The organism is Coprococcus sp. RTP21204st1_G4_RTP21204_210225, from assembly GCF_040915385.1.
Taxonomy (GTDB): domain Bacteria; phylum Bacillota; class Clostridia; order Lachnospirales; family Lachnospiraceae; genus Allocoprococcus; species Allocoprococcus comes.
The window spans coordinates 28,526-52,161 of the sequence record NZ_JBCPDP010000013.1 but is presented as its reverse complement, the minus strand read 5'-3'; the positions used below and the strand labels follow the sequence as shown (position 1 = coordinate 52,161).

The 23,636-nt window shown below is 42.8% G+C and carries 29 protein-coding genes; 10 read left to right on the top strand and 19 right to left on the bottom strand.

The window, feature by feature from the left end; all coding sequences use genetic code 11:
• Positions 1-58 precede the first annotated feature (58 nt).
• Genes AB5213_RS12030 through AB5213_RS12005 form a run of 6 tightly spaced genes read left to right on the top strand, consistent with a single transcriptional unit; the run spans position 59 to position 3,904 of the window.
• Positions 59-1,111, top strand: coding sequence for a type II secretion system F family protein (locus tag AB5213_RS12030; protein WP_252209910.1), 1,053 nt, complete (start codon positions 59-61; stop codon positions 1,109-1,111).
• A 12-nt stretch (positions 1,112-1,123) separates the two neighbouring features.
• Positions 1,124-1,462 (top strand): hypothetical protein, encoded by a 339-nt coding sequence (locus AB5213_RS12025; RefSeq protein ID WP_368276763.1) that lies wholly within the window; start codon positions 1,124-1,126, stop codon positions 1,460-1,462.
• Positions 1,463-1,474: 12 nt separating this feature from the next.
• Positions 1,475-1,963, top strand: a complete 489-nt coding sequence (locus AB5213_RS12020) for a DUF4860 domain-containing protein (RefSeq protein ID WP_117836016.1) — start codon at positions 1,475-1,477, stop codon at positions 1,961-1,963.
• Between the two features lie 10 nt (positions 1,964-1,973).
• Positions 1,974-2,372, top strand: coding sequence for a hypothetical protein (locus AB5213_RS12015; protein WP_368276762.1), 399 nt, complete (start codon positions 1,974-1,976; stop codon positions 2,370-2,372).
• Positions 2,373-2,376: 4 nt separating this feature from the next.
• Positions 2,377-2,829, top strand: a complete 453-nt coding sequence (locus AB5213_RS12010) for a hypothetical protein (RefSeq protein ID WP_008371201.1) — start codon at positions 2,377-2,379, stop codon at positions 2,827-2,829.
• A 19-nt stretch (positions 2,830-2,848) separates the two neighbouring features.
• A complete protein-coding gene (locus AB5213_RS12005) occupies positions 2,849-3,904 on the top strand; it encodes a type IV pilus twitching motility protein PilT (RefSeq protein ID WP_368276761.1) in 1,056 nt (351 codons plus the stop codon).
• A 66-nt stretch (positions 3,905-3,970) separates the two neighbouring features.
• Here AB5213_RS12005 and AB5213_RS12000 read toward each other — a convergent pair whose 3' ends face one another.
• The 11 genes from AB5213_RS12000 to AB5213_RS11950 all read right to left on the bottom strand — a co-directional run bounded on the left by AB5213_RS12000 (position 3,971) and on the right by AB5213_RS11950 (position 14,661).
• Positions 3,971-4,318, bottom strand: a complete 348-nt coding sequence (locus AB5213_RS12000; RefSeq protein WP_055297464.1) for an Hpt domain-containing protein — start codon at positions 4,316-4,318, stop codon at positions 3,971-3,973.
• A gap of 130 nt (positions 4,319-4,448) precedes the next feature.
• Positions 4,449-5,666, bottom strand: a complete 1,218-nt coding sequence (locus AB5213_RS11995) for a hypothetical protein (RefSeq protein WP_368276760.1) — start codon at positions 5,664-5,666, stop codon at positions 4,449-4,451.
• 30 nt (positions 5,667-5,696) lie between these two features.
• Positions 5,697-5,864 (bottom strand): hypothetical protein, encoded by a 168-nt coding sequence (locus AB5213_RS11990; RefSeq protein WP_368276759.1) that lies wholly within the window; start codon positions 5,862-5,864, stop codon positions 5,697-5,699.
• Complete coding sequence (locus AB5213_RS11985; protein ID WP_368276758.1) at positions 5,861-6,253, bottom strand: GntR family transcriptional regulator; 393 nt, start codon at positions 6,251-6,253, stop codon at positions 5,861-5,863. Before AB5213_RS11985 ends, AB5213_RS11990 begins: the two co-directional genes overlap by 4 nt.
• Positions 6,254-6,535: 282 nt before the next feature.
• Positions 6,536-7,315: an HD domain-containing protein gene (locus AB5213_RS11980; RefSeq protein WP_368276756.1), complete on the bottom strand. Its 780-nt coding sequence runs from the start codon at positions 7,313-7,315 to the stop codon at positions 6,536-6,538.
• Between the two features lie 73 nt (positions 7,316-7,388).
• Complete coding sequence (locus AB5213_RS11975; RefSeq protein WP_055155959.1) at positions 7,389-7,670, bottom strand: nucleotidyltransferase family protein; 282 nt, start codon at positions 7,668-7,670, stop codon at positions 7,389-7,391.
• 12 nt (positions 7,671-7,682) lie between these two features.
• Positions 7,683-8,177 carry an N-acetyltransferase family protein gene (locus tag AB5213_RS11970; protein WP_368276755.1) on the bottom strand — a complete coding sequence of 165 codons (495 nt, stop codon included), beginning with the start codon at positions 8,175-8,177 and terminating at the stop codon, positions 7,683-7,685.
• A gap of 359 nt (positions 8,178-8,536) precedes the next feature.
• The gene (locus AB5213_RS11965) at positions 8,537-9,961 is read right to left on the bottom strand and encodes a glycoside hydrolase family 32 protein (protein ID WP_368276754.1); all 1,425 of its coding nucleotides are present in this window, start codon (positions 9,959-9,961) and stop codon (positions 8,537-8,539) included.
• A gap of 111 nt (positions 9,962-10,072) precedes the next feature.
• Complete coding sequence (locus AB5213_RS11960; protein ID WP_368276753.1) at positions 10,073-12,025, bottom strand: glucose PTS transporter subunit IIA; 1,953 nt, start codon at positions 12,023-12,025, stop codon at positions 10,073-10,075.
• Between the two features lie 175 nt (positions 12,026-12,200).
• The gene (locus AB5213_RS11955) at positions 12,201-13,250 is read right to left on the bottom strand and encodes a LacI family DNA-binding transcriptional regulator (protein ID WP_368276752.1); all 1,050 of its coding nucleotides are present in this window, start codon (positions 13,248-13,250) and stop codon (positions 12,201-12,203) included.
• 175 nt (positions 13,251-13,425) lie between these two features.
• Positions 13,426-14,661, bottom strand: coding sequence for an MFS transporter (locus AB5213_RS11950; protein WP_270247282.1), 1,236 nt, complete (start codon positions 14,659-14,661; stop codon positions 13,426-13,428).
• A 191-nt stretch (positions 14,662-14,852) separates the two neighbouring features.
• Here AB5213_RS11950 and glsA point away from each other — a divergent pair, with 191 nt between their 5' ends.
• Positions 14,853-15,803 carry a glutaminase A gene (gene glsA, locus AB5213_RS11945; protein WP_008371229.1) on the top strand — a complete coding sequence of 317 codons (951 nt, stop codon included), beginning with the start codon at positions 14,853-14,855 and terminating at the stop codon, positions 15,801-15,803.
• Positions 15,804-15,859: 56 nt separating this feature from the next.
• Here the strand turns inward: glsA and bilS are convergent, their stop codons facing one another.
• Positions 15,860-16,363 (bottom strand): flavodoxin family protein BilS, encoded by a 504-nt coding sequence (gene bilS, locus AB5213_RS11940; protein WP_022220512.1) that lies wholly within the window; start codon positions 16,361-16,363, stop codon positions 15,860-15,862.
• Positions 16,364-16,499: 136 nt separating this feature from the next.
• On the opposite strand from bilS, the gene AB5213_RS11935 reads away from it, so the two are divergent.
• Complete coding sequence (locus tag AB5213_RS11935) at positions 16,500-17,843, top strand: D-serine ammonia-lyase (protein ID WP_330613917.1); 1,344 nt, start codon at positions 16,500-16,502, stop codon at positions 17,841-17,843.
• Positions 17,844-18,003: 160 nt separating this feature from the next.
• Here AB5213_RS11935 and queF read toward each other — a convergent pair whose 3' ends face one another.
• From queF to AB5213_RS11910, 5 genes are all read right to left on the bottom strand, one after another.
• Positions 18,004-18,486 (bottom strand): preQ(1) synthase, encoded by a 483-nt coding sequence (gene queF / locus AB5213_RS11930; protein WP_270541629.1) that lies wholly within the window; start codon positions 18,484-18,486, stop codon positions 18,004-18,006.
• Positions 18,487-18,500: 14 nt separating this feature from the next.
• A complete protein-coding gene (gene queC / locus AB5213_RS11925) occupies positions 18,501-19,184 on the bottom strand; it encodes a 7-cyano-7-deazaguanine synthase QueC (protein WP_117835985.1) in 684 nt (227 codons plus the stop codon).
• Between the two features lie 23 nt (positions 19,185-19,207).
• Complete coding sequence (queE, locus tag AB5213_RS11920; protein ID WP_117835983.1) at positions 19,208-19,858, bottom strand: putative 7-carboxy-7-deazaguanine synthase QueE; 651 nt, start codon at positions 19,856-19,858, stop codon at positions 19,208-19,210.
• Positions 19,859-20,281 (bottom strand): 6-carboxytetrahydropterin synthase, encoded by a 423-nt coding sequence (locus tag AB5213_RS11915; protein WP_270541632.1) that lies wholly within the window; start codon positions 20,279-20,281, stop codon positions 19,859-19,861.
• Positions 20,282-20,578: 297 nt separating this feature from the next.
• A complete protein-coding gene (locus AB5213_RS11910) occupies positions 20,579-21,049 on the bottom strand; it encodes a GNAT family N-acetyltransferase (protein ID WP_117835979.1) in 471 nt (156 codons plus the stop codon).
• A 152-nt stretch (positions 21,050-21,201) separates the two neighbouring features.
• Between AB5213_RS11910 and AB5213_RS11905 the strand changes: the two genes are divergently transcribed.
• A complete protein-coding gene (locus AB5213_RS11905) occupies positions 21,202-21,519 on the top strand; it encodes a PadR family transcriptional regulator (RefSeq protein WP_117835977.1) in 318 nt (105 codons plus the stop codon).
• A 263-nt stretch (positions 21,520-21,782) separates the two neighbouring features.
• Here AB5213_RS11905 and AB5213_RS11900 read toward each other — a convergent pair whose 3' ends face one another.
• Together AB5213_RS11900 and AB5213_RS11895 are read right to left on the bottom strand one after the other, a co-directional pair.
• The gene (locus AB5213_RS11900) at positions 21,783-22,244 is read right to left on the bottom strand and encodes a CFI-box-CTERM domain-containing protein (RefSeq protein WP_368276750.1); all 462 of its coding nucleotides are present in this window, start codon (positions 22,242-22,244) and stop codon (positions 21,783-21,785) included.
• Positions 22,245-22,518: 274 nt separating this feature from the next.
• Positions 22,519-23,283, bottom strand: a complete 765-nt coding sequence (locus tag AB5213_RS11895) for an EFR1 family ferrodoxin (protein ID WP_117835974.1) — start codon at positions 23,281-23,283, stop codon at positions 22,519-22,521.
• A 106-nt stretch (positions 23,284-23,389) separates the two neighbouring features.
• Between AB5213_RS11895 and AB5213_RS11890 the strand changes: the two genes are divergently transcribed.
• On the top strand, positions 23,390-23,626 hold the full coding sequence (locus AB5213_RS11890) for a hypothetical protein (RefSeq protein ID WP_368276749.1): 237 nt from the start codon (positions 23,390-23,392) through the stop codon (positions 23,624-23,626).
• Positions 23,627-23,636 lie beyond the last annotated feature (10 nt).

Here is a 23,636-nt window from a genome sequence, read left to right as displayed (position 1 = left end):
ATAAAAGGAAGCCGGATAAGAAGAATGTGGCAGGAATGTGAAAAGGAGGATGGCATATATGGAAAAGCGGACACAGCAGGGGAAGCTTACGAATCTGGAAATTGCTTCGTTCTGCAGTGAAATGGCAATGATCCTGAAGTCTGGGATTTCTTCCCTGGAGGGAGTTGATCTTCTCCGGGAGGATGCGCAGACGAAGGCAGAAAAAGAGCTGTTGGATGAGATTTATCAGTCAGTGATGAATACGGGCAGGTTGGATCAGGCGCTGGAAGAGACGAAAGTATTTCCGGAGTATCTGATCCGTATGACGCAGATCGGAGAAGAGACAGGAACTTTAGATGAAGTAATGGAATCTCTGGCGGAGCATTATGACCGAGAGGAAGCGATCAGGAGAAGTGTCCGGAGTGCCATCTCCTACCCTCTTCTGATGATCGGGATGATGCTGGTGATCATTATCATTTTGATGACAAAGGTTATGCCGGTATTTGATCAGGTGTTCCGCCAGTTTGGCCAGGAAATGACCGGATTTTCAAGAGGGATCCTGCTTGCAGGCAATGCTCTTTCCAGATATTCGGCGGTGTTTGCGGTACTTTTGGCGGTGATCGTCTGTGCGGGTATTTATTTTACAAAGACAGAGAGCGGCAGAAAGAAACTGTATCACATCGGATCCGGGTTTGCATTTTCAAGGGAGCTGAAGGATAAGCTGTCGGCATGCCGGTTTGCCGGAGGAATGTCACTGGCACTGAAAAGCGGACTGACGCCGGAACAGGGAATGGAATTTTCAGAGAACCTGATCGAGGATGATGATTTCCGGAAGAAAGTAGCAGAATGCAAAGCGGATATGGAAAATGGAACGGATATCGCAGAGGCACTGGTGAAAGCCGGAATCTTCACAGGTGTTTATGCGCGGATGACATCCATTGCCGGGAAAGCCGGAATGATGGATGAGATGATGGGAAGGATTGCCGATGAGTGTGAGGAGGAAGTGGATGAAAAGCTTTCTTCTATGATCGCAGTTCTGGAACCGACGCTGGTGATCATCCTGTCGGTGATCGTCGGAACGATCCTTCTGTCGGTTATGCTTCCGCTTCTTGGAATTATGTCAGGGCTTTAGGAGGCGTATGCTATGTGGAGAAAAGAACGGGAACGGTTTTATCACGGAAAACGGCAGCGCCCACTTCGGAATTTCTGTCTGTCCCTTCTACTGTTTGTATGTATCTGCAGTGCTTTTTTCAGTGGATTTGAAAGGCTTTCGGACACGACAAGACGCAGGCAGAAGGAAAGTCTGGAAAATGCACTCTGGCGTGGTGTGACGCAGTACTATGCGCTGGAAGGACACTATCCGGAGACGCTTGATGATCTGACGGAAAACTGTGGGATCCAGTATGACAAGAAGCAGTTTTTTATTGATTATCAGATTGCCGGTGCCAATATTCTTCCGGACATTATGGTGATCGAACGATAGGAGGAAATGGACATGAAGCGTAGAAATGAAAAAAAGCATGTGATTGATTTTCTTTTTCCTCTTGCAGTCTTTTTCGTGCTGGCGGCATCATCGGTCGCCATTGTGGTTCTTGCATCGGGATTTTACAGCCGGCAGGTGAAGGCCTCGTCGGATTCCTATTCGGGACGGACGGCACTTGCCTATGTGACGGAGAAAATGCACCAGAATGATGAAAATGGTGCGATAGCAGATGGAACTTTCGATGGGGAAAATGCTCTCGTGATTCGGCAGCGTTATGATGAGAAGGATTATGTGACATATCTGTATGCGTATGATGGATACTTAAGAGAGCTTTTTATCCGGGATGGAACGGAAGCAAAAGCATCCGATGGACGGAAGATCCTGGCAACAAAGGACTTCGAGGCTAAGGAAACTTCAGATGGGATTTTTCATCTGTATTGTGAAAATGAAGACGGGAAAAAGACAGATACATTTGTCAGTGTGAAGAGCGCTGCAAGATAGGAGAAGATTTATGGAACGGACACCGGCAAAGCGTTCCAGCCTGTTTTTGCTGGAACTGATGATTGCAATTTTATTTTTCTGCCTTGCTTCTGCGGTGTGTGTGCAGATTTTTGTGAAGGCGCACACGATCAGCCGCGAGACACAGGAACTGAATACGGCGCTTGAGAAAGTTTCCGGGTATACAGAGCTTTTTCTTGCGGATGCGCTGACGGAGGACACGGAGGTCTTCTATGACGCAGACTGGAAGGAATGCAGTAAGGATGAGGCTTCGTATGAGATCGTGATCCGGGTGGAGCCGGATGGAAAGCTTTTGCATGGAACATTTACGGTGCAGCGCCTGTCCGGAGAACAGCCGGAAGAAATCTATTCGGTGGAAACAGACCGGATGACAGGCACGGAAAGGGAGTGACAGGATGAAGAGAAAGAAAAGGGGATCATACCCGGGGATTCAGATCGGAACGTCGTACCTGCTTGTGATCTTTGTAATCCTGTGTCTGGTGACATTTGCCACACTCTCACTGTCAAGTGCAAAAAGGGATCAGAGTTATAGTCAGCAGCTTGCCGGCCGGGAAACGGCGTATTGTGAGGCAAATGCAAAAGCGGCGCAGATCATGGCGCAGATCGATGATGCATTTGCAAAAGAGGATCCTGTATTTGCGATTCGGCAGATTGAGGGCGTGACAGCTGAAGAAGACGGAGCGAATCTGGATATTTCCTATGTGGTTCCGGTCACGGACAGTCAGAATCTGGAAGTCGAGATCCTGGCAGATCCGGTAAAGGGAACGCAGAAGGTTGTAAAATGGAAAGAGTCAGCATCTGAGAAATGGGAAGAAAAGTCAACACTTCCGGTTCTTGGAAGTGACTGACGCGAAAGGAGTTTGAGCTATGGATATCATTGTATTGCTTCAGAAGGCAGTTTTAAATCATGCATCAGATATATTTGTTGTAGCAGGTCTTCCGGTTTCTTATCGGGCAAATGGAAGAATCTGCAGGGAGAAGGAAGAAAAGCTGATGCCGCCGCAGACGAAAGAATGCGTTGAGGAATTATATAAGCTGGCAGGAGGACGGGACATCCGGGTTCTTGAAGAAAAAGGAGATGATGATTTTTCTTTTGCTGTTCCGGGACTTTCGAGATTTCGTGTCAGTGCGTACAAACAGAGGGGGGCGCTCTCAGCCGTTATCCGTGTGATCACATTTGAACTGCCGGAGCCGAATGAGATCGGGATTCCGGACCCGGTGATGAGCTTTTATAACCTGTCAAAAGGACTGGTGCTTGTGACAGGCCCGGCGGGAAGTGGAAAATCTACTACGCTTGCCTGTCTGGTGGATAAGATCAATCATTCAATGGAAAAGCATATCATTACGCTGGAAGATCCGATCGAGTATCTGCACCGGCATGATAAAAGTATTGTAAGCCAGAGGGAGATCAACGTGGATACGGAAAGCTACGTCAATGCGCTACGTGCTTCGCTCCGGCAGAGCCCGGATGTGATCCTGCTTGGTGAAATGCGTGATTATGAGACGATCGATGTGGCAATGACAGCAGCGGAAACCGGGCATCTGGTATTTTCTACCCTGCATACGATCGGAGCAGCAAATACGGTTGACCGTATCATTGATGTATTTCCGGCAAACCAGCAGAGGCAGATTGCAGTTCAGTTGTCCATGGTATTGCAGGCTGTAATTTCACAGCAGCTTGTGCCGACAGTGGATGGAAAACAGGTCCCGGTATTTGAGATCATGACGATCACTCCGGCGATCCGCAATATGATCCGCGACAATAAGGTTCCACAGATTGATGGAGTCGTGTATTCGTCTAATAAAGAAGAAATGCATTCGATGGATTTTGGTCTTCTGAATCTGTATAAAGATGGGAGAATCACGGCGGAGACGGCTCTCTCCTATGCATCAAATCCGGAAATGCTGAAGAAAAAGCTATAGAAAAACATAACAGGAAGGGACTGCGGTGAAGCAGTCTCTTCCTGTTTATCGTCAGTGTTTTAAGATTTAGCCAAGGGCTGCAATTGCTTCGATCACGATATCATACTGTTTTTTGACATCGGCGATCAAACCGTCAAGGTTGTCGTATTCCTGGCTGCGGAGCTTTTCGGTCAGAGCACTGCTGACATTGTAAAGTGCAGTAAATCCAAGGTTTACGGCAACACCTTTTAAGGTATGCATTGCACGAAATGCGGTTTCGTAGTCCTTTTTAGCCCAGGATTCTTCAAATAAAGCCATATTGTTGTCCTGCGGAAATTTGAGGACAAATTTGCGTACCATATTTTCATTCATAAACCGGTGAAGAATATCATTATAATCGCCACCAATTTTTACATAACATTCTTGAAGTGTCATTGTCTACAGTCCTTTCTGAACTTTTTTATCTTTGTGAAATCCGTATATTTTTGCCCCCAACATTTTAACATGACGTGTTACGCTTTACAAGATATTTCGTATTATGCATTGTCATGGTAATGAAAAAGGCTTATTTATTCGAAGAAATTGCATCATTTAACTGATCGTACCATTCTTTAGTCTGTGCTTCGTTGCTGCTGTTCAGAAAAATGGTGGTATCTGTTGTCTTTATCTGAAGAACCGGAGGATGTTCAATCCAGATATACATCTGGCAATGTCCGGTTTTGCTGCCACGGAAATTACCGAGAAGTTTGCTGTTATCTTCGGAGCCATCAGACCGGTAGAATTTTTCATCCGGCAGATTATCCAGAAGAGTTACTGATTCAACATCGGCAAGAGCAAAGGTTGCTGTTTTATAGCCGGATGTAATAGAATACTGGGCAGCATTTTCCGTCAGGCGGATCGGTGTAAAATCGATCCGGATACAGAGAATACACATCCAGAGGAGAAGAAGCCCGGTGCCGACGAGCATTCCGCCGGTAATATATTTTGCAGAAGGGTGTCCGTAGTTTAGAGAATAATTCATGCTGTTCACACGGTCCTGTACAAAATACCGTTTGTCATTTGGATTGTTGTACCAGCCTTTTCGCCAGTAATAGTCATCATCAATATAAAATGGTGTGCTGTCCTGGGAGAGGATCTGCTCTTTTTCCTTACGCAGCCAGAAAAACATGATCAATATGATGGCAGCCGGTATCAGTTCGAGGAAAATGTAGATGCCCATTCCAACTCCGCCAATCCAGTTGCTGGATGCAATATCCCGGATGATCCCGAGATAGGCACCGGTATTGCAAATATTGGAGACAAAAAGGAATATGGTGTATAAACGCTTTTCCAGTGCATTGATCTGCAGGTTGATCTGTGAATTTTCACTGTAAATTTTGTTTGGCATATGGGCGAATAAATAGCCGGTACCCATGTAAGCTGCCGCGACAAGAATTGTGCAGAGAAGCATGACTCTTCCATCACTTTCGGTCAGCAGATAAGTACGGACCTGTGGGAAAAACAGAGGGATCAGAATCACTGCAGCCGGGATCAGATGAAGCTTTGCCGGCAGTATCTTTTTTGCAATTTGTGAGGAAGTGCGGGTATCCACTGCAGCGGACACATCTGCATTTACTGAGCTGATCCATCCATTTTTCTGCTTAATGTCGTATACTTTCTGATGATAATGATAGACACGGAGGATGGTAAGAAGGCAGAATTCTACGAACCACAGTGTCCATACGGTAATAAAAATAGAAAAGTAAGTAAAGCAAAGCAGGCATACCGCAATTCCTGCAAGCATGTTCCACAAATAAAACTGGCGGTTGTGCTTTTAATAAAGCTGGAGAAGCTCTTTTATGTCGGGATGTTCAAGTTCAGATTTAGGAATATGGACTCCCATCAGCATTCCTTCCCGGTATTTTGCAATATTTCCATAGACTCCGGCAAAGATGCCGACCATGGAAATGTCTGTAATTAAAAATATAATCAGCATCATCATTTCGCTGTTACCTCCATTTCGTTAAATGTTCTCTGGCAGAGTTCCAGGAAGTCGGTCAAAGTCATGCCGTGGAACTTTGCTTCTGCGCTTAAAAGTTCCAGTTCATCTGCCAGCTTTTCGTCAAAGCGGTTATCTTGTGGAGCAGAGGAAGTGGGATAACAGATGGTTGTTCCCTTACGGCGGTCTGTCTCGAGAAAGCCTTCTGTTTTCAAAAGCTCGTAAGCTTTGCTGACGGTCATGGTGTTGATACCGAGATCGGTTGCCATCTGGCGGACGGTCGGAAGCGATTCCCCCGGCTCAAATTCCCCTCGTCCGATTCCTTTGACAATCTCGTTGCGCAGCTGAAGGTAGATCGGGACTTCGGACTGCATGTTGATCTTGATGATCATATATCGGCTTCTCCTTTCTGTGAGATTTTATTGTATTATACCACATAATACAAATAATACAATAGGAGGATAAAAAAAACAGGAAAATGATGTACACGCTTTCAAGGTGCAAATAAATCTTAGAATTTGTTTTCCTGAAAGCGCGTATGTCAGTTCCTTGATTTTTTATGTGGTTTGTGTTTTGATTAAGTTAAACAAATAGCGGGCAAATATTCGCCTGACTAAAATTGTAAAAGTTTAAAAACATTTTTTACAGCCTGGTAATTTTGCAAGCTGAGTGAGTTAAAAGGATTGGCTGTTTGTATGGGAATTAATAAAATTCTGCATATAAACGCGGATATTTTCCATCTGTTCTTTTGTAACCGGATTGCTATATGGAATCCTGTCAATAATGCGGTTTAAGTAGTCATTTTCCGCTATGATATCAAAGCTTTCTTTGAAGTTAATATCGAAGAAATAGACGATATAAGATACCCAGTAATCCATCTGTGTGACGCGGTCTGCGGAAAGGATACATTTGTTTTTAAAAACTGTTTCGTATACCTTTTGGGTTATGTTCTGTGTACCGAGTTCTTCTTCAGAAACGTTAATAAAGGTGCTTGTGGAGTCTACGAGCTTTACCCGGCAGTTGTCCAGCTTGTCCTCATCACGGATCAGCTTTGCGTGTAAAAGTGTCTGCGGATCTGAGATCTCAGGGAGTTCATAATCGCTGTGATGGGCGATTGCAGTGTAAATGATGGAGTCCCATTTGTCATCCGGAAGAAAGCGGCGGATCATGCCTTCATCAAAAAGTACCTTTACACCGTAAGCAGCGTGATCCATTGTGCCAGGCTCAAAGCTGTCGTAGCGCTTTAACTGCTCAAAACGTCCGATGTCGTGAAGGAGTGAAATCAGCCTTGCAAGGTCGGTGTCTTCGGCTGAAAGATGCATCCTTCCGGCAAGCTCTTCTGCCTGTTTTACAACGCCGTAGGTGTGGATGATTTTTAATTTTATGCGGTCATTTTCGCGGTCGTATCCGTTAAGGTAAGATTCAAATTCTTGTTGTGCGAGTGGATAGTACATGAAATTAAGCCTCCTGAAAATATATGGTTAGTGATTAGCTTCTGAAAGAGATGCCAGTGAATTTTTAAAGGATTCAAATCTTTTTGTAAATTTCTCGTCCATATTTTCTTATATCCTCCAATAATAACTGATTTCCACATTCATCAAGATTGACAAGGTCTATTGTGTATAAAGTGGGTAAATTATCAAGCTCTTCCCGTAGATTTTCTGTATCTGGAATACCGGATACGGCGATGTCAATATCACTTCGTTCTGTCGCAGTCCCTTTGGCACGGGAACCAAAAAGAATAACGGTAGAAGCAGAATATTTTTTTGCCAGATTTATAATTTCTTCTAAAATACTATTGATTGTCATAAAAATACCCCTCTATTCAGATAGCCTAATAAATTCATAAGCGATCCGCGGAGTCCCGTCACTGACGTAAATAATCCCACATTCTTCAAATCCATTCTGCTTAAAGCAAGCCTGCATTGGTTGATTATCCTTGTGGGTATCTACACGCAGATGTGAGATTTGTGTCTTGCAAAAATCAAAGCAAGTCCGTGCAATCCCTTTGGTTGTTCCGTCAGATGCAAGGCGGTGAACGGTTCCGTATGGAGCCTCGGAACGCCAGCTTCCATTTTCAATGAGTTGATAGTTCGGCTCGTCTCCGATGATAAGTGTAAAAGTGGCAACGACCTTATCATTTTCTACGCAGACATAACTGTTACCATTCTGGATATCCGGTTCGAGATCTTCGAGAGCCGGATAATTTGCATTCCATTGTGTCGGGTTTCCGGTTGCGTGCATGAACTGGCGTGCGGTGTCAAAAATATTTAAAATCGTGTCTACATCTTCTGGAAGTGTTTTTCTGATTAACATGGTGTTTCGTTACCTTTATCTGTTTTTTGTTGTATATGAAGTATAACATTTGAAATAAAAAAAGAAAAGGTGGAGAAGAAGGGTTTTCTGGAAGCGGTAAGGATTTTGCTTTCAGAAAAAATATGCTGTTTGAGTCGTTGCGTGAAAAACTGGAAAGCTATCCGGAACTGAACAGTATGCTCTATTCGCTTTTATTTATGGGAAAAGCAATTGTGTAACAGTCAGAATTAAAAATTGTGTAACAATCAGAATTAAAAAATGCCAGGCAGGATACAGCATGCAAAGGAGGAAAAGGGATTGCTGTACCCTGTCTGGCGTTTTCGTATATGGGAAGTTTGGGGGAATTTCCCATATACGATTTACTGAATTTTATCGAATGTAATGTGGGCACTTGGGGAATGCACCACAATCTTATAATCATTTGGATAATATCTTGTAGAGAATACGAATTCTCCGTCATTTACAAATACTTCAACGGAAGAAGTATCTGCAAGGATTTTTACATTTTCCAGAGTGCCGACTTCAGCGTAGCGAAGGCTTCTGCCTGCGGATACGGAAGTTTTACTTTTGTTTGTGAAATGCATCTGGAACCGTCCATTCTCATAGTCAAGGATCAGTTCATCTGAAAGGACAGCCTGGAAATGATTCTCCTTAATTCCATTTACATTTACTTCATATACCGGGCAGCCGCTCTGGGTAAGTTCATTCTGAACATCCTGAAGCTGTTGTTTTTTTGCATCCAGCTCGCGAACCGGTTTCTGGCAGACTTTGTCATCTTTTATGAAGACTTCTCTTGGAAATGTAAAGCAGTGCTGCCATCCGTCTTTGATGGTCGGATTGGTATATTCTTCGCAATCCGGCATTCCCATCCAGCTGATATGGATGCGTCTTCCATCTTCTGCTTCGAAGCTCTGCGGAGCGTAATAGTCAAAACCATAATCCCACAGATGATATGGGGATAATTTGTAGGAATCTAAAATGTCGCCGTCCACAAGGAAGTAACCGGACTGGTATACATTTCGGTCAGCCCACTCTTTGCCTTCCAGGCCCTGAACGGAGGAAGAAAGGATTTTGATGCCGTCCGTTTCAAAATAATCCGGGCATTCCCACATATAACCGAAAGGCTTTTCGGATTCTACACGGCTGCGGAAGTGCCAGTTTATTTTATCGGAGGATTCAAAAATCAGTGCCTGACCGACATCATTTTTAGTACGTGCGCCCTGGATCATGTAGTAGATATCGTCCTTTTTCCAGACCTTCGGATCGCGCACATGGCAGGTCAGGTCAGAAGGATAATCGCTGTTGCGGAGAAGCTCTTTTTTGCTGCCAAAATGGATTCCGTCTTTGGTTGTGACGAGTACGGTATTTGCCTCACGGCCGGTGTTGATATAATCAAAATCTCCATCTTCCAGTTTGACATTTCCGGTGTAGTAAAGATACATTGTACCGTCTTCGAGGAAGGCAGATCCGGAATATACACCGTGGCAGTCAAATGGCTGATCCGGGTAGAGGGATACACCTTTGTATTCCCAGTCGATCAGATTGGTGCTGGTGTAATGACCCCACATTTTCACACCGCCTTCGGCGTTAAATGGGGAGTACTGGAAAAATGCGTGGAACACACCATCCATCTGACAAAGACCGTTCGGATCGTTGAGCCAGCCAACCGGAGGCATCAGGTGCAGCTTCTCGCGGAACTGTGTGCCGGATGTCTGTTCTTTTGCTGTCTGGTTCTCTTCTGCTGTATTTACTAAGTTTACAAGATCTCTGGTTAATGCGTTCATATTGATTCACTCCTGGAAATAGTTCCGCAGGCAACGGTCCGGAAAACGTATTGATACGGATATCCGACACCTGCTGCGGGAGACAAATCTGATTATTTGTCATGAGTTATTTTATTTCGTAAGTTTCATAACAGATGATTTACCGGTTACAGTGCCGGGTGCGGCACATTCTACAGAATTATACAGATCTGTATTGGTAAGGATCATCATGGTTGTTGCCGGATGTCCGGCTTCTTTTATTGCATTTAAATCTGCTTCGATCAGCACGTCTCCGGCGTGTACTTTTGCACCGTCAGATACTTTCTTTGTAAATCCATTTCCATCCATTTTTACAGTGTCGATTCCGACATGGATCAGAAGCTCTGCGCCGCCGTCAGTCAGGATGCATACTGCGTGACCGGTATCAAAAATGCTTACGATTTCGCCATCACAAGGTGCGGTGATGATACCGTCAGCAGGTTCGATCGCTACGGTTTTTCCAAGGACTTCTGCTGCAAATGTATCGTCTGCGATCTGATCATTTGGAATGATCTTTCCATTTACCGGAGCATTTAACACTTCTTCGGAAGAAGTGGTTTTTGTATTGCCTGAAGCTGTTTTAGTTTCGGAAGCAGCAGATTCTTCGCTGTCTGTTTCCTCAACAGAAGCTGCAACAGTAACAGGAGCTTCTGCGACTGGTTCTTTCTTCTTGTCTTTGTAAAGTGCGAAGGATACTGCAAATGCAACACCGACTGCGATTGCCATCTCAATGACGTACTGAAGTGGCTGGTTCAGGCAGAGCAGGATTCCGAAGATACCGGTTACACCTGTTCCTTTTGCACCGAGGTGAACAAGGGAAGCATAAAGGGCTCCGCATCCTCCACCGATGCATCCGGCGATAAATGGTTTAAAGAATCTTAAGTTTACACCAAAGATTGCAGGTTCTGTAATTCCCATAAATGCACTGAGTGATGATGGAAGTGCAAGGGATTTGATCTTCTGGTCTTTTGATTTTACAGCAACGGCAAGTGCTGCTGCACCCTGTGCCACGTTTGCTGCACTTGCGAGTGGCAGCCAGTAGGTTACACCGTATTTCGCAAGCTGTCCGATATCGATGGCTGTGTACATCTGATGGATACCGGTAACAACGGTCGGTGCATATAAACTACCCATGATCAGACTTCCAAGTCCGAGTGGAAGTGTCAGCATCCACTGGATTGCTCCGAGGATTGCATTTTCAGCCCATACGAAGATTGGTCCGACGATGGAAAGTGTAAGGTATCCGGTTACGAATACGCTGACAAGCGGTGTGACAAAAAGGTCTAAAACTTCCGGTACGATCTTGTGAAGCTTCTTTTCAAGTACGGATAAGATCCATACAGCGATGACAACCGGAATAACGTGTCCCTGATAGCCGACCATGTCAATGTGATACAGTCCGAAGAACACGCTCTGTGTCTGCTGAACACCTTCTGTTGCAACTGTGTAGGCGTTCTGCAGGGACGGATGGATCATGATCATACCGATAACTGCGCCAAGGTAAGGATTTGCGCCAAATGCTTTTGCAGCGGAGAATGCAATCAGGATCTGCAGGAATGTGTAAGCAATGTTACTGAAAAGGGTTGCAAATACATAGATCGAGCTGGTTGTGCTGATGTGTAAGAACCCGTTACTGTTCATGAAATCCAGTGCGTTCATGATTCCCATAAGGAAACCGCTGGCTACGATCGCCGGGATGATCGGTACGAAAATGTCTCCCAGAAGCTTGATGGCTTTCATAAACCAGTTCTGCTTTTCGGCAGCAGCTTCTTTTGCTTCTGCTTTCGTGCTGGCTGTGATGCCTGCGATTGCAATAAATTCATCAAATACTTTGTTGACGGTTCCTGTTCCGAGAATGATCTGGAGCTGTCCGGATGCTTCAAATACCCCCTTTACCCCGTCTACATTCTCAAGTGCTGTCTTATCCGCTTTCGTGTTGTCTGCAATGACAAGGCGAAGTCTGGTAGCACAATGGGCAGCAGATACGATGTTCTTACTTCCACCCACATGATTCAGAATTTCCTTTGCGGTTTTTCTGTAATCCATATTCTCTCCTCCTTTAGATACAATGTGTAATCGATTTCATATCTTATGCTTAAATAATATGAAAAAAAATGCCATTTGTAAATATGGCATTTTTATTGATAATTCATATTGTTTTTTGTGAAAAGTGTTGAAAGAAACTTTCATTTCCTTAAGAAACTCCGGGAAATCAGGAAAATCAGGTAAGATTTTCGGAGTCTGAAGGGTCTGCTCCAACAAGACGGAAGCCGAGCTTCATCTCGATCGGGATCTGTTCTCCTCTTTCAATACTGTCAAGAAGTAGCTCTGCGCCACGGATTCCACTGGTTTTGTAGCCGAAATGGATGGTTGGGATTCCTCCGGTGACGGCTTTTAACATCTGGTTATCTCCGAATCCGGTTACTCGGATGGACGTATTTTCAAGGATATAGCGCATTCTTGCACCTGCATCGGCTGCATTTGTCGGAATCTGCTTTTTTAAGTAGGTCTGAATGGCTTCGATTGCTCCCGCTGCTATGGTATCGGTTGCACATGATATGACATCGATATCACATTTGTTTTCCAAAAGATCCAGAGCAGACTCATATCCGGATTCCAGAGTGAAGGCTGAGGTTCGCTTATTTTCCTCGAAAAGCGTGACACCTGCATTTTTGAGTCCTGCGATAAATCCGTCCTCTCTTGCGGCACCTGCCGCCTTGTCATCGCGGGTAACACCGATGTAAGCAACTCCTTTTTTACTGAATCCGGCAACGGCCTGTCCCATTGCCTTTCCTGCTCCGTAATCGTCGTGGTAAATGCAGTTTGCGTGTGAGGTGCGCTGCCCGATCACGACAACAGGAACCTTTGTCTCTTTTAAAAATTTCCGGTGACCGGCGGTGAATATCGTACCGACAAGAATAATTCCGTCCACCGGATAATTTTCAAATAACCGGAGGTATTCTACTTCCTTTGCAGGGGTGTTGTCGGTTCCGGCAAGAAGCATCTGATAGCCTCTTTCGGCGAGAACACTTTCAATTCCGGCAGTGATCCGGCTGATGGATTCAGAATTGATCTTCGGGACGACCACGCCCACCAGGCTTGCCTTTTTGGTACGAAGCATACGCGCCTGTGCGGATGGCTGGTATCCGGTTTCTTCGATGACTTTACGGATCTGTTCTTTTTTTTCTTCACTGACGTAGCCGCCGTTTAGATATCTGGATACAGCTGCGCTGGATACACCGGCGAGCTGTGCGATTTCTTTGATGGTCATAATCTGGTAAATGAAACTCCTTTGTATTTGATACTCTTATTATAGTGGAAAGCAAAATAACAGACAAGACCGGAGAAAGGAGAAAATCCAATCTTGGTCTTGCCTGTATTATTTTGGTTATAACTTTTTAAAATAATGAGAGTGTCAAAAGTAAATTTTGCCGTTCACATCATTATTATAATCTGCGATACAGATTTTTATAGCGTTTTTTGTCCTCTTTCGTTAAGATAACAGCCAGAAGCATGAATGCGACTCCTGTCAGAAGAACGATGATCCAGGTAAAGATCGGCGTATGATTTTTGTAAATAAATCCGATCAAAAGCTGGTACAGACTCATAAATCCGATACGGATGATCTCCATCAGCCCGTGGATTCTTCCGCGGTGGCTGGATGGGATACGCCTAGTCATGTACGGGCTTTCCGCCAGCATGTAGGAAATCTCACCCCATGTCAGTACGACCATTGCCGCATAATAGAACGGGATGTGTCCGGAAAAGAGGATGAACATCACGTAGCCGACCAGTGTCAGTAAAAATCCGTAGATTGTCTTTTTCGGTTCGGAGGATCGCTTCAGGATCTGGGTGATAAGTGGTGTGAAGAGAACAACGATAAAGCAGTTGATGCTTGTAACTGTTCCGAATATCACCGCACCGGTATCCCCGTGTAGACGGATCAGATCCATAGGAAAGAGATAATTATACATCTGGTAAAGTGCTGTGTACCCGCTGGTGATCAGAATGAACAGCAGAACAAGCCGGTTTTCTTTAAGAATCGTCAGCAGGCTTTCCCCGTGGCGTTCGGCCTGATAAATGGCGTTGCTATCATTTTCTTCTTTTTCCGGTGTGATATTCTGTACAAAGAAATAGATCAGCACAGAAGAAGTGCAGATGGAAATTCCACTGAGCAAAAATGCAAGCCATAAGTAATTGCGAAACATAAATCCGGCTACAGCAGAAGCCATCACGCCGCCGAGATTTGCTGTCAGATACTGGAGGGAATACCCTCTCTCTCTGTCCTTGCTGAGGGTGATATCCGCAGTAAGCGAATTGTAGGACGGATTTTCCATGTTCTGGCAGGTCGATGCGATAAACATCAGCACAATGGATTTTGTCGTCAGCGGGATCAGTCCGCAGATGATATAAGAAATGACGGAAATCATATCCAGGTAAACGATATTCATTTTCTTATTAAAACGATCGGCCATCTTTCCACCGATCAGATTTGCCGGGATCGTCAGGATCCCCATCAGTGCCGTGATCCAGGCAACTTGCACGGCATTCATCCCAAGCTTCTGGCTTAAGATCATCGTCAGCATCGGACGGACCATTGCCCCCATGGCCGTCACAAAGCGTCCGAAGCATAAGACATAGTTTTCTTTTCTAAGACCTTTGTATTGTGAAATTAGATTCATGATACGTTTTCCCCTTTGCATATTCCCCAGTTTCAAACTACTAATAATATACAATGCGGGCACTTTTTTGTCTATCTTATTCCGCCGGGTTTCAGCAAAAAATGGTGGTTGATTGAAGCCGGAAAATGATGTATGTTAATACTTAGGAAATAGCAGTTGTAGGGGATTACGACTGAGCGAAAAAGGAGAATATGATGAAATCAGAAGAAGTTACGAGAATACTGGAAAATGCCATCCGTATAGGAAAAGGTGTGATCCGGTATGGAAGTGTCGCATCGTATATTCCGGAGCTTGCCAAGGCAGATAAGAATAAACTGGGGATCTGCCTTTACACAATAGACGGCAATCAATTTGAGACCGGAAATACAGAGGACAGATTTACGATACAGTCCATTTCCAAAGTAATGGCACTGTGTTTGGCGCTGGAAACGTTTGGAGCAGAGTTTGTGTTTGATCATGTGGGCGTGGAGCCGTCGGGAGAGGCTTTTAACTCACTGGTAGAACTGGATAACCGGAGCAACCGGCCCTTTAATCCGATGATCAATTCCGGAGCAATTACGGTTGCAAGTCTGCTAGTGAACCATTATTCCATCGAAGATATGCAGAAGTATATGCAGGAAGTATGCGAAGATCCGGAGATTGCGATAGACGAAGCCGTATTTCAGTCTGAGATGGCGACCTGCGCAAGAAATAAGGCGATTGCCTATCTTTTAAAAAGTAAGGACATCATTGATACCGATGTAGAAGAAAGTGTTACCTTTTATACAAAGATGTGTTCCATGTCGGTAAATGCAAGAGATCTGGCAAGGTTCGGTCTTCTGCTTGCAAATGACGGAGTGCAGCTTTCCACCGGAAAACGTCTGATCTCATCTCAAACTGTGCGGATGGTGCAGACCATTATGCTTACTTGCGGAATGTATGACGGATCGGGGGAATTTGCATTAAGAACAGGAATTCCGACTAAGAGTGGAGTCGGCGGAGGTCTCCTCAGCGTGTCGAAAAAGAAAATGGGAATCGGGATCTACGGACCGTCTCTTGACAAAAAAGGAAACTGTATCGCAGGCTGCGAATTGTTGGGATATATTTCAGAAGCACTGCATCTTCACATCTTTGATACCAGAGAGTGGAAGGTAGAAGAATAAAAAAGACGATACTACAGAAATTCTTTCATAAGAGTTTCTGCGGTATCGTTTTTCTTTTATCTTAAAACAGATTTTTGAAGTTTCTCTAAATCAGCTTTATCCGGATGAGATAAAGCTCTGTCAAAGTTTTCAATCAACATATCAAGATTTGGTTTGTGGTTTGGATCTTCTTTCATTTTCACATACCGTTCTCTCATAGCCATCGGCATCTTGCCCTGGCACATATACTCTCCTACTATCTGATTGCTCGGATCAATATTTTCACGTACGTTGTGAAGTACTTTCTGATAATACTCTTCGCTTCCACCAAAGCCGGCTGTTCCGAATAAGAAGATTTTTTTATTTCTAAGTGATTTTAACAGTGTGGTTGTCGCTTCGTCAGCAGTTCCTTTGTCTGTCCAGAAGCCGATATAGAGTATTTCTGACTGCGGATCTGCATCTTTACATAGGCCAAAATAATCGAGAGTTTCTTCCGGAAGTATTTCGCGGATCGCGTCGGCAAGTTCCTTTGTATTGCCTGTCATGCTGCTGAATAAAATAGAATATCTTTCTTTTCCCATGTTTATTACCCCGTTTCTTTTAAACATATTTTAATTATAACACTATTTTTTAGGATTGACAGTTTTTTTGTGGTAGGCATAATACAAGAAATAAGGTAATATATAGGTATGAATAAAGTCATTTGGAAAGAGAGGTATGAAAGCAATGGTTGATTTGAAAGTGCTGGAAGAAAAAACACCGATTCTGAAGGAAATCCGCAGTGAAAAAGAAGTGTTTTGGCAAAATCCGGACAAATCAGCTTGTGGGGAAGCAATGGAACAGATCGAACTTGGTATGGAAGATGTAGAAGATGCCGAGCGCAGACTGGAGCGTTTTGCACCGTTCATTATGAAATGTTTCCCGGAAACAAAGGAGAAAAACGGAATCATTGAATCTGTTCTGACACCGGTTCCGAAGATGAAGGATTTGCTGAATGAGAAATACGACAGCAATCTGGAAGGAAACTTATTATTAAAGCAGGACAGCCATCTGGCAATCGCCGGTTCGATCAAGGCACGCGGCGGTATTTATGAGATTTTGAAGCACACAGAAGAACTTGCATTAGAGCATGGGATTTTGAGTCTGGAAGACAATTATGAGAAACTGGCGAGTGAAGAATGCAGAGAGTTTTTCAAAAAGTATACCATTCAGGTGGGTTCCACCGGAAACCTTGGACTGAGTATCGGAATCATGAGTGCAGCAGTTGGCTATCAGGTGATCGTACACATGTCAGCAGATGCGAAACAGTGGAAAAAAGACTTGCTCAGAAGCCACGGGGTAACAGTAAAGGAATATGAGTCAGATTACAGTGAAGCGGTGAAAAACGGACGTGCTTTATCTGATGCAGATCCGAACAGCTACTTTGTGGATGATGAAAATTCAAAAACACTCTTTCTTGGTTATGCAGTAGCGGCAAAACGTCTGCAAAAGCAGTTGGAAGAAAAGAATGTTGCAGTAGACGAGGAACATCCGCTCTTTGTATATATTCCTTGCGGAGTAGGCGGAGCACCGGGTGGTGTATGCTTTGGACTTAAGCTACTGTTCGGAGATTATGTACACTGCTTTTTCATAGAACCGACACAGGCACCGTGTATGCTAGTCGGAATGGCAACCGGACTGAACCAGGAGATTTCCGTACAGGATATTGGGCTTACCGGACTTACCCATGCAGATGGGCTTGCCGTGGGACGACCTTCTGGATTTGTAGGCAGAGTAATGAAGAATCTGCTTGGCGGCGAATTTACTATCCGCGATGGAAAATTATATGATTACATGAGAGACCTTCTCGGAACAGAGAACATTTTCCTTGAGCCAAGTGCTTGTGCTTCTTTTGAAGGACCAATACAGATTGAAAGGAATGAATCTGCACGTAAATATTTACAGGAGAATCATCTTGAAGAGAAAATGAAAAATGCGACACACATTGCATGGGCAACAGGCGGAAGTCTCGTGCCGGAAGCAATTCGTGAAGAATACAAAAACACGTATCTGGAGAAATAAAAAGATGCGGTCTTCCTCTGAAGTGGCAGAAGAAGACCGCGTTTTTTTATTCATTTCTCATATTATTCGAGAAGATATCACCTTGAATGCATTTTCCGTGGAAGTTTTCAGTCGTTCATTCGCACGAGTAATGCTTTCTTCCGCACCGACATCATATTTTTTATCGGTTATCGATTTTTTCCGGAAACATGTCGTGATTACTCATTCGATTCCAGGCAACCTGTTCCCAGGAGGTGCCCGGTTTTCCGTAATTACAATATGGATCGATGGATAAACCGCCTCTTGGAAGGAATTTTCCCCAGACTTCGATGTATTTCGGAGACAGAAGTTTGATCAGATCTTTCATGATAATATTGATCACATCTTCATGAAAATCCCCATGGTTCCGGAAGGAAAACAAATACAGCTTTAAGGATTTACTTTCCACAAGACGTTCGTCCGGAACATAAGAAATAGTAACTGTTGCAAAGTCCGGTTGTCCGGTGATTGGACACAGACTTGTGAATTCCGGGCAGTTAAATTTGACAAAATAGTCATTTTCCGGATGCTTGTTCTGAAAGGACTCTAATACAGAAGGATCATAGTCCATGCGATACGCTGTATTCTGATTTCCTAATAATGTTAAATCTTCTTTTTCTCTCATTGTTTTTTTCCTTTCTATTGCAATGCAGGATCTTCCACATGATTTGCCTGAAATGCAGCTGCACGGTCAATGCAGGTTCCGCATTTTCCACACGGTTTTTCGCCACCCTCATAACAGGACCATGTTAACTCATAAGGAACGTTAAGTTCCAATCCGATCCGGACTACCTCAGCCTTGGAGACATTGACAAAAGGTGCTTCAATCTTAAGCTGATGTCCGGAACCTTCCCAGATTGCTTCATTCATAGCACGGTTAAATACCGGTGAACAATCCGGATAAGCAAAACCGGCAGAATCATCTGCATGAGCACCGTAGTAAATCACTTCACAGTCTTTGCTAAGTGCAATACTGGCAGCTGAAGAAAGAAACAATCCATTTCGAAATGGCACATATGTGCTTACCGGTGTTTCTCCATTTGTCTTTGAAATCTGTTTAGCATAACTTTCTTCCGGAATTTTTTCTGTAGACTGCTTAAGTAACGAACAATTGCTATACGTAAATATTTTCCTCAAATCTAAAAACAGGTGTTCCACACCATAATATTCTGCAACAGCGATTGCCGCCTGAATTTCTTTATCATGTTTCTGACCATAAGAAACAGAAAGCGCAATCACCCGGTCTTTTCCATATTTGTTGATTGCCAGTGCCAGAGCTGTTGTTGAATCAATTCCGCCACTGAAAAGAACTAATGCTTTCATTATAAGTACCTCACTTTATTTTTTTAAACGCCCCGTTCATTCGGGTCCCAGATAATTTTATGCATCTGAATCTGCAGCCGTACATCATTTAACTGATGCTCCAGCATAAAATTTACAATCTGTACCGGCTCTATAGAACCGAAAACAGGACTGAAATAAACATGGCACCGGTTTGTCAGATCATAGGTACGGATTACTTCCATCGCTTTTTGCAGATCCTCCTGGCTGCCGGTTACGAATTTTACGGTATCATCCGATACAAGCAGTTCCATATTTTCTAAGATCATCTGTGACTCACATCCGCTGGAAGGCAGTTTGTAATCCATTGTAAAGACCGGTCGTTCTTCACAAAAATCGGTCAGACTTACAGAACCATTTGTTTCAATTTCTACTCGCACTCCGGCTTTAAGAAGATGATGGATCAACTCTTTGATTTCTTTTTGAAGTAATGGCTCGCCACCTGTAAGTGTGACGTTACGAATTCCGGTTGCAAGAACATAATTCACGATATCTGCAGGTGTTTCCTCCTGATAAGGACAGGCTAGTTCGTTAGCCCACATGGTATCACAATAGCTGCATTTGAGATTGCATCCCTTGAATCGAATAAAGACTGCAAGCTCTCCGGCGCGAGTTCCTTCTCCGTTAATACTGGTAAATTTTTCAACAACTTTCATTTATTTCCCCTCATAAGCTGCGCAATTATTTGGTGTTTCATATACTTCTACACGGTGAACTTCATATCCAAGATCAGATAATTTTGTATAAAAATAAGCTGCAAAATTTTCTGCTGTAGGACGAAAGGATACTTCCTCTAAGTGAAACATTTCCTTGCGAAATGCAAGAAGTGTTTCCTCTCTCAGGGATCCTGTTTCATAGATCAGACTGTGATCAAAGAGGTCACAAAGTAATCTTAAGTCATTTTTTAAATCGCCAAAATCTACTACCATTCCACGTGTCTGTTCTTCTTGCTTTAGATCCGGACTCTTGATTTCAGCGACAACTCTCCAGCGGTGTCCGTGGAGGTTTCGGCATTTTCCTTCATACTTCCAAAGAAAATGCGCTGCGTCAAAACTGCTTTCTGTTCTCAAATAGTACATATTTTTAAATGCTCCTGTATTATAAAAATGGATGTACCTTTAAGCCTGGTGCCGTCTGGAAGTGAAAAAAAGCTCTGCGTAGTGATACACGCAGAGCCGGAAATCTTTTTGATCAGCCCTGGTTTTATTTTTCGACAGGAAGGTACAAATGAACTGTCGGCTGCTTTCTTGCAGCGTAGATATTATACTTCGAAATGGATATAATCGTCAATAGGAAAGAAGTTCTGCTGTCTTTACAAAACAGATATGTCTGTTCAGCAAACAAATGAATTATTATTCGAAATGAATGAAACTACTTTATAAGATATATTCCATCTGTCTTTCTTTTGTTTTCATTCCCATTTTTTCATAGAACTTTTCTGCTGAAGTATTTCCCGCCCATACATTCAACGTCACTTCATAGCAGCCCATTTGTTTCGCTTCAGCCTTTACATATTCAAACAGTTTTTCACCGATATGCTGGCCACGTGTCTTCTGATCGACGCAAAGATCATCAATAAAAAGGGATTTAAACGGCACCATATTATTTGAAAAAGGTTGCTCCCGCAGTTGACAAAATGCATATCCCACACAAATATCGGCTTCGTTTGTTGCAACAAATATCGGTTTCTCTTCGTTTTTCAAAAGCTCTGTCAACTCGTCCACTGTATATTTTGTTGTGTCGGGAATAAAAATATCAGGTCTTATGTCTGCATGGATTTGCAGCACCTGACCTAACAGTTCAATAATTCTTGGAATATCTCTTTCTTCTGCTTTTCTGATAATCATTTTTTGCTCCTTAAATAACAGATTAGTCAACAATTAGGTTAATCATAGCACATAAATTTTCAGAAGTATAGCTTTATGCTTGACAAATACATCGCGGTGCGATACAGTTGATATATCGAAGTGTGATATATCAAACAGCGAGGTAACTATTTATGGATGCACATATTAAGAAAGTATATGTTCCAATGACCGAGACAGGTTTTTATATTTTACTATGCCTTCGAACGCCGAATCACGGATATGGAATCGTACAGAAAGTGAAAGAATTAACCGACAATGAAGTCATCCTTGGACCGGGAACCATGTATGGAACTCTTGGAAAGATGGAAAAAGACGGTCTGATCGAATTTGTACGGGAAGAAGAAAAAAGAAAAATATACCAGATTACAAACCTTGGTAAAGAAGTGCTGGAACAGGAATTAAGAAGAATCAACAGATTGTACCGTAACGCACAGGAAGTAGCACAATGAAAGAGGTAAAAAAAGAATTTTGTTGGTTTTCGATTACAGAGTATGAAAAAGAAGAAGATATCTTTTGTGACGACCAATCTCGGCTGGAACTGCTGAACAGGATCTTTGAGAACAGGGAACTCCTGAAGAAATATTTACTGCACCAAAACATAATCGTACAAAAGCATTTTTGAAAAATTTTATTTAAACTATTTTCAACAATAATACTCAGGAGCAAGGCACTGAATACCTTGCTCCTGGATATGTTACAGATTGCATTCTCTCTACTTTAATTTTGATAGGTCATGCAATAACATCATATAATGAATGATCGCTTCGTCCTTCTTTCCATCATCCACCATCTTAACGATATTTGTAATTTTCTCGTACATTTTTTCGAGAATTTCGTCTTTATTCGCAGAACTATTTATTCTATCGACAATCTCCGGTGCTTCTGCATAATAATCTTTTATTAATTTTTGTCCATAAGACTGTTTTGATATGTAATCATCTCTTAATTTCCGCATAGTTTCTAGTTCATAGCAATCATCCGGAAGTCCTTTATAGTCACAGCAGGCTGTTGTTAAAAAACATCCACCGCTTGAAGAGCCACGTTCCTTAAACTGTTTACAATCCTGCACTTCATCCGGATCCTCATAAGTTTTGTAATAACTACAATACCATTTCCAGGTACCACTTTCAGGTTCTCCCCATTCACAATCTTTACATCTTCCATAGTTAGACATAATCAATTCCTCCATTTTTTCTTTTGATGGTGACAGTATAACAAAATAGCTCTTCACAATATACATTCACCACATAGAATTAACTCTTTATAATTACCGGATTTTGCGAAATAACCAGTATAGACAATACCTTCCGTATATCATAGGAATAAGACATATAGTTGATCTTTTGGCACAATCCATTCATTTTCGCAGCTTATGATAAAACACAAACTTGTTGTTAATATAATTCAATTTTTCCAAAGATAATATTAAGAATCAGTCTATGCTCGATTTATAAATATAATTTATTTTCTTTCCGATCTGAACAAATCTTCTTCATCTTCCGTCCAGCTATAAAACTGATAAATTTACTATAGTTCCTTGCATTCTTTGGACAGACTGCGACGCAGTGCATGCAGGAAATACACTTATCATTATCTGTAATCTTTGGATCATCTAATGAAATAGCACCTGTTGGGCATTCTTTTGCACACAAACCGCAAGAAGTACACTTTTTATTTACAATCGGTTTAAACGGAACACCGCCATATTGACGATATGGTCTGTTTCCCGGAAATTCAGGTGTTTTTTGTGTTGTAATATTTTCCATGATCTTTGCAGCAAATCCCATCAATTCCTTTTCATCCAGCGAATCTGGACGGCCAGTTCCAAATTGGTGCATTAAGGAATGTTCTGCAACAGCCTCCATTCCTGCGATACATACAAAACCTGATGCTTCCAGAACATCCTGTAACTCCAGTAAAGTATCGTCAATTGCCCGGTTTCCAAATACCACTGTTAGAATCGCTTTCGTCCCGTCTGCCTTTACATTTCGAAACATATCTGTTATAACTGACGGAATGCGTCCACCATAAGAAGGTATAACAACCAGACACACATCATCCTTTTTTAATTGTAACTTTTTAATCTTTTCTGGATCTTTGATCAGGTCAATTACTTCAGCTTCCTGTCTGGTTCCGTTAATAATAATATCTGCTACTTTCTTTGTCCCACCGGTCGGGCTGAAAAATATGTTATAAAATTTCATTATACTCATCCAATCTGACTCTCTTCGGAACACACTGTGCCCTGAAGCATCTTTGATATATTCATTTTAGGAAACTACTATTCTATCATTATACTATTATTCCGATGCAAAGGGAATGAAAAGCTATCTTCATTCCTATAATATTGAAATCTGGAAAATGGGAAACACGCCTTTACGTTCAGCAAAAAATGCAGCCATCGTACTGAATTCAATTGCTATGAGAGCAGCAATCAAGGGGAAATTACCTACCGGAACAGCTTATTCACTTGGCTCGCTCAATCTTCAACGAATTGAATCCTCTAATAGTGTTTTTTCTCTAAGTCAATTGTGCTCTGATATTATGTATCCATAAGCAAAAGGAC

Coding starts and splice junctions, on each gene's coding strand:
- AB5213_RS12005 (WP_368276761.1), top strand. CDS start 2,849: ATGGATATCATTGTATTGCTTCAGAAGGCAGTTTTAAATCATGCATCA.
- AB5213_RS11955 (WP_368276752.1), bottom strand. CDS start 13,250: ATGACCATCAAAGAAATCGCACAGCTCGCCGGTGTATCCAGCGCAGCT.
- AB5213_RS12015 (WP_368276762.1), top strand. CDS start 1,974: ATGGAACGGACACCGGCAAAGCGTTCCAGCCTGTTTTTGCTGGAACTG.
- AB5213_RS11890 (WP_368276749.1), top strand. CDS start 23,390: ATGAAAAGCTATCTTCATTCCTATAATATTGAAATCTGGAAAATGGGA.
- glsA (WP_008371229.1), top strand. CDS start 14,853: ATGATGAAATCAGAAGAAGTTACGAGAATACTGGAAAATGCCATCCGT.
- queE (WP_117835983.1), bottom strand. CDS start 19,858: ATGAAAGTTGTTGAAAAATTTACCAGTATTAACGGAGAAGGAACTCGC.
- AB5213_RS11935 (WP_330613917.1), top strand. CDS start 16,500: ATGAAAGCAATGGTTGATTTGAAAGTGCTGGAAGAAAAAACACCGATT.
- queC (WP_117835985.1), bottom strand. CDS start 19,184: ATGAAAGCATTAGTTCTTTTCAGTGGCGGAATTGATTCAACAACAGCT.
- AB5213_RS11915 (WP_270541632.1), bottom strand. CDS start 20,281: ATGTACTATTTGAGAACAGAAAGCAGTTTTGACGCAGCGCATTTTCTT.
- AB5213_RS11905 (WP_117835977.1), top strand. CDS start 21,202: ATGGATGCACATATTAAGAAAGTATATGTTCCAATGACCGAGACAGGT.
- AB5213_RS11990 (WP_368276759.1), bottom strand. CDS start 5,864: ATGATGATGCTGATTATATTTTTAATTACAGACATTTCCATGGTCGGC.
- AB5213_RS11950 (WP_270247282.1), bottom strand. CDS start 14,661: ATGAATCTAATTTCACAATACAAAGGTCTTAGAAAAGAAAACTATGTC.
- AB5213_RS12025 (WP_368276763.1), top strand. CDS start 1,124: ATGTGGAGAAAAGAACGGGAACGGTTTTATCACGGAAAACGGCAGCGC.
- AB5213_RS11910 (WP_117835979.1), bottom strand. CDS start 21,049: ATGATTATCAGAAAAGCAGAAGAAAGAGATATTCCAAGAATTATTGAA.
- AB5213_RS12020 (WP_117836016.1), top strand. CDS start 1,475: ATGAAGCGTAGAAATGAAAAAAAGCATGTGATTGATTTTCTTTTTCCT.
- AB5213_RS12000 (WP_055297464.1), bottom strand. CDS start 4,318: ATGACACTTCAAGAATGTTATGTAAAAATTGGTGGCGATTATAATGAT.
- AB5213_RS11970 (WP_368276755.1), bottom strand. CDS start 8,177: ATGTTAATCAGAAAAACACTTCCAGAAGATGTAGACACGATTTTAAAT.
- AB5213_RS11985 (WP_368276758.1), bottom strand. CDS start 6,253: ATGATCATCAAGATCAACATGCAGTCCGAAGTCCCGATCTACCTTCAG.
- AB5213_RS11960 (WP_368276753.1), bottom strand. CDS start 12,025: ATGGATTACAGAAAAACCGCAAAGGAAATTCTGAATCATGTGGGTGGA.
- AB5213_RS11975 (WP_055155959.1), bottom strand. CDS start 7,670: ATGACAATCAATAGTATTTTAGAAGAAATTATAAATCTGGCAAAAAAA.
- AB5213_RS12010 (WP_008371201.1), top strand. CDS start 2,377: ATGAAGAGAAAGAAAAGGGGATCATACCCGGGGATTCAGATCGGAACG.
- AB5213_RS11995 (WP_368276760.1), bottom strand. CDS start 5,666: ATGCTTGCAGGAATTGCGGTATGCCTGCTTTGCTTTACTTACTTTTCT.
- AB5213_RS12030 (WP_252209910.1), top strand. CDS start 59: ATGGAAAAGCGGACACAGCAGGGGAAGCTTACGAATCTGGAAATTGCT.
- AB5213_RS11965 (WP_368276754.1), bottom strand. CDS start 9,961: ATGAACGCATTAACCAGAGATCTTGTAAACTTAGTAAATACAGCAGAA.
- bilS (WP_022220512.1), bottom strand. CDS start 16,363: ATGGGAAAAGAAAGATATTCTATTTTATTCAGCAGCATGACAGGCAAT.
- AB5213_RS11900 (WP_368276750.1), bottom strand. CDS start 22,244: ATGTCTAACTATGGAAGATGTAAAGATTGTGAATGGGGAGAACCTGAA.
- AB5213_RS11895 (WP_117835974.1), bottom strand. CDS start 23,283: ATGAGTATAATGAAATTTTATAACATATTTTTCAGCCCGACCGGTGGG.
- queF (WP_270541629.1), bottom strand. CDS start 18,486: ATGAGAGAAAAAGAAGATTTAACATTATTAGGAAATCAGAATACAGCG.
- AB5213_RS11980 (WP_368276756.1), bottom strand. CDS start 7,315: ATGTACTATCCACTCGCACAACAAGAATTTGAATCTTACCTTAACGGA.